3 protein-coding genes and 1 pseudogene are annotated in these 3,432 nt (G+C 48.0%); 3 read left to right on the forward strand and 1 reads right to left on the reverse strand.

Going from position 1 to position 3,432, the window contains the following annotated elements; genetic code table 11:
* Positions 1-63: 63 nt before the first annotated feature.
* Genes K6G33_RS01725 through K6G33_RS01735 form a run of 3 tightly spaced genes read left to right on the forward strand, consistent with a single transcriptional unit; the run spans position 64 to position 2,935 of the window.
* Positions 64-795, forward strand: a complete 732-nt coding sequence (locus tag K6G33_RS01725) for a hypothetical protein (RefSeq protein ID WP_296775560.1) — start codon at positions 64-66, stop codon at positions 793-795.
* Positions 792-1,226 (forward strand): S24/S26 family peptidase, encoded by a 435-nt coding sequence (locus tag K6G33_RS01730; RefSeq protein ID WP_296775562.1) that lies wholly within the window; start codon positions 792-794, stop codon positions 1,224-1,226. The genes K6G33_RS01725 and K6G33_RS01730 overlap by 4 nt, the downstream gene beginning before the upstream one ends.
* On the forward strand, positions 1,223-2,935 hold the full coding sequence (locus tag K6G33_RS01735) for an ABC transporter ATP-binding protein (RefSeq protein WP_296775564.1): 1,713 nt from the start codon (positions 1,223-1,225) through the stop codon (positions 2,933-2,935). Before K6G33_RS01730 ends, K6G33_RS01735 begins: the two co-directional genes overlap by 4 nt.
* 99 nt (positions 2,936-3,034) lie before the next feature.
* Here K6G33_RS01735 and K6G33_RS01740 read toward each other — a convergent pair.
* A pseudogene (locus K6G33_RS01740) lies at positions 3,035-3,432 on the reverse strand (relaxase); the annotation flags it as partial.

Genomic DNA, 3,432 nt, shown 5'->3' on the forward strand with positions numbered 1-3,432 from the left:
GGTGCAAGGGCATTGCCACAAATCGCAAGAAGTTACAGGCAGAAATGAGAGCGTTAAGGAAATATGATAACAAGAAAGTATAAGATAGCGGATAAGGTGGTTGAGGTCAATTCGATATATGACGAGGTACACGAATACTGCACCGACTACCTGACGGACGAGCCTGCTGACTATTCCGTTACCACAACACAAGCAGATATTGACTTTGAATGTGAGAAGTCTGCCCGTGAGGACGAGATCGAGGGTATTCCGACACGGCATTTTTCAGACAGCTACCTCGAAGAATTGGCAGTTTACCGCAAGATAGCGGAACAGATGATAAGCTATGACACGATACTGTTTCACGGCTCTGTTGTGGCGGTGGACGGTGTGGGCTATCTGTTCACAGCGAAAAGCGGCACGGGCAAGTCCACGCATACAAGACTTTGGCGAGAATATTTCGGAGATCGGGCGGTCATGGTGAACGATGATAAGCCCTTGCTGAAAATCACGGACAGCGGTGTGATCGCCTATGGTACGCCTTATAATGGCAAGCACAGGCTCGGTACAAACACTTCTGTTCCGCTGAAAGCGATATGTATTCTCACACGGTCTGCCGATAATCATATTGAAGCGATCACCAGAGAACAGGCGTATACAATACTTCTGCAACAGGTCTACCGCCCTGCGGATATGCTGAAAATGACGAAAACGCTTGAACTGGTGGACAGGCTTGCAGACAGCGTGAAACTCTACAAACTCGACTGTAATATGGATATTTCGGCAGCAAAAATCGCTTATGAGGGAATGCAATGACGAGATTTGAAGATGTGATCGAGCGTGACGGGCGGCTCGTCTATACCAATGTCGGAGACAGTATGCGCCCTCTGATACGGCAGGACAGGGATATTCTCATCATCGAAAAGCCCCACGGCAGACTGAAAAAGTACGATGTTCCGCTGTATAAGCGTGACAGCGGACAATATGTGCTTCATAGGGTGCTGAAAGTCCGTGAGAATGACTATGTGATCTGCGGAGATAACCGCTATTGCAAAGAATACGGCATCACCGACCGTCATATCATAGGGGTGCTGACGGCGGTGGTGCGTGACGGTAAAGAGATCCCCATAACCGATTGGCGGTATCGGCTGTATGTGCATTTGTGGTGTGACCTGTTTCCGCTCCGCGCCTTTATCCTCAAAGCAAAACACTTCCCGAAATGGCTGAAAAGAAAACTGAAACGATGAAAAATAATGCAATAAAATGGCTCTATGCCGTCCCAAAAAAGAAAAAGCTGTATATCCTCGCTCTGATGCTGGTACAGGCGCTCCACGGCGCAAGCGGTGTGCTGTATGCTCTGCTCCTGCGGAATATCGTGGACAACGCCACGGCACACGATAAGGCAGGATTTTGGCATTTTGTGGTTCTGACCGTTCTGCTTGTACTGGCTCAGATCGGTATGAGGGCGGTCATTCGGTGGCTCAACGAATTATCAAAATCGACTTTTGAAAATATCTTCAAGGCTCGGCTGATGCACAATATCCTGCGAAAAGATTTCGCAAGCGTGAATGCCGTCCATTCGGGCGAATGGCTGAACAGGCTCACCAATGACACGGTAGTTGTCGCTGACAGCTATGTTGAAATTCTCCCCGGACTGGTGGGAATGGTTGTCAAGCTGATAAGCGCCGTCATTATGATGATCGTCCTCGACTGGCGGTTTGCCTGTGTCCTCCTGCCCTGCGGAGTGCTGCTTATTGTATTTACCTACGCTTTCCGCAAGGTGCTGAAAAAGCTCCATAAACAGGTGCAGGAGCGTGACGGCAAGCTCCGTATCTTCCTGCAAGAGCATATCAGCAGTATGATGATGATACGTTCATTTGCTACGGAACAGCAGACGGAAGATGAAGCAAATGAGAAGATGATACAGCATAAAACCGCAAGAATGCGTAAAAATCATTTCTCAAATTTCTGCAATATCGGTTTCGGGCTTGCGATGAATGGAATGTATCTCTTTGGGGTGTGCTACTGCGGTTACGGCATTTTGCTCGGTACGATCAGCTACGGAACACTGACCGCTATCACACAGCTTATCTCACAGATACAAGCCCCGTTTGCCAATATCACAGGCTATCTCCCACGTTTTTACGCAATGACGGCAAGTGCGGAACGACTAATGGAAATTGAGAGCTTCCGGAATGACAACGAAAAACAGGCTCTTGATATTGATACGGTCAAAGCGTATTACTCCGATTCATTCAAATCATTCGGTCTGAAAAATACCGATTTTACTTATTATCCTGCGGTTGACAGTATAAAGGACTTGTCAAAGGATAATCAACCTATCGTGCTGAAACATATCAGCATTGAGATCGGCAAGGGCGAATATGTGGCGTTCACGGGACATAGCGGCTGCGGAAAATCTACGGTGCTGAAACTATTGATGAGCATTTATCAGCTTGACGGCGGTGAACGATATTTAACTGACACCGACGGAGAGAAAACGTTGACGTCTGAATTGCACAGGCTGTTCGCCTACGTTCCGCAGGGCAATCAGCTTATGTCGGGTACGATTCGTGAGGTTGTGGCTTTCGCTGACAAGGCAGATATGCAGAATGATGAGCGTATCAACAGAGCTTTGCATATAGCCTGCGCCGATGATTTTGTATCGGAACTTGACAGCGGTATTGATACCCTGCTCGGTGAGCGTGGCACTGGTCTTTCAGAGGGGCAGATGCAGAGAATCGCAATCGCAAGGGCGATATTTTCAGAAAGCCCGATACTGCTCCTTGATGAAGCGACCTCTGCTCTCGATGCAGATACGGAAAAACTGCTGCTCCAAAATCTCAGGAGTATGACCGACAAGACAGTTGTTATTGTTACACACCGCCCGGCGGCTTTGGAGATATGCAACAGAGTGATTGATTTCACAAATACAGACGGCTCGGAGAGCGTATAGTAAGCTCCCTGAGCCGTTTTTCTTTTTCAGCGGATAGTTTTCCCCATAACCGTCACAGACGGCTCTGAGGCGCTTTGCCGTTCGCCAGAGAACCTATCATCATTCAAGGTCATTCCGCTTACGCTTCTGTTGCTGATCTCGGCTCTGCTCCTGACGGAGATATTCCTCGATTGTCCGCTGTGCGTCGGCAAGCTCACGAGCTTTCTTGTCTGCCTGACGGTATTCTGCATCTGTCTGTGACAGCTTTTCCCGCATAGCAGTGATTTGCTTTTCAAGATTCTCTACTTTCGGAATAACGCCTGACGGGTAAAGTTCAAGAACCCGTTTTCGGATTTCCCCATATTCTTCAAGCTCGGAACTGTTGTTATTGCGATACTTCTTCGCTGCACTGCCTTTGAGTTTTTTCAGCTCCTCGGCATATACTTTCAGCTTGCGATATTTTCGCAGAACATTGAGCTTGACTTGCAAATCTTCGATCTGCTTATTCAGGTTGTTCA

Origin of the sequence: Ruminococcus sp. (assembly GCF_024691275.1) — a bacterium.
Taxonomy (GTDB): Bacteria; Bacillota; Clostridia; order Oscillospirales; family Ruminococcaceae; genus Ruminococcus.

What these genes read in the sequence shown, in the direction of transcription:
- K6G33_RS01730 (WP_296775562.1), top strand. Translation starts at nt 792, where the DNA reads ATGACGAGATTTGAAGATGTGATCGAGCGTGACGGGCGGCTCGTCTAT.
- K6G33_RS01725 (WP_296775560.1), top strand. Translation starts at nt 64, where the DNA reads ATGATAACAAGAAAGTATAAGATAGCGGATAAGGTGGTTGAGGTCAAT.
- K6G33_RS01735 (WP_296775564.1), top strand. Translation starts at nt 1,223, where the DNA reads ATGAAAAATAATGCAATAAAATGGCTCTATGCCGTCCCAAAAAAGAAA.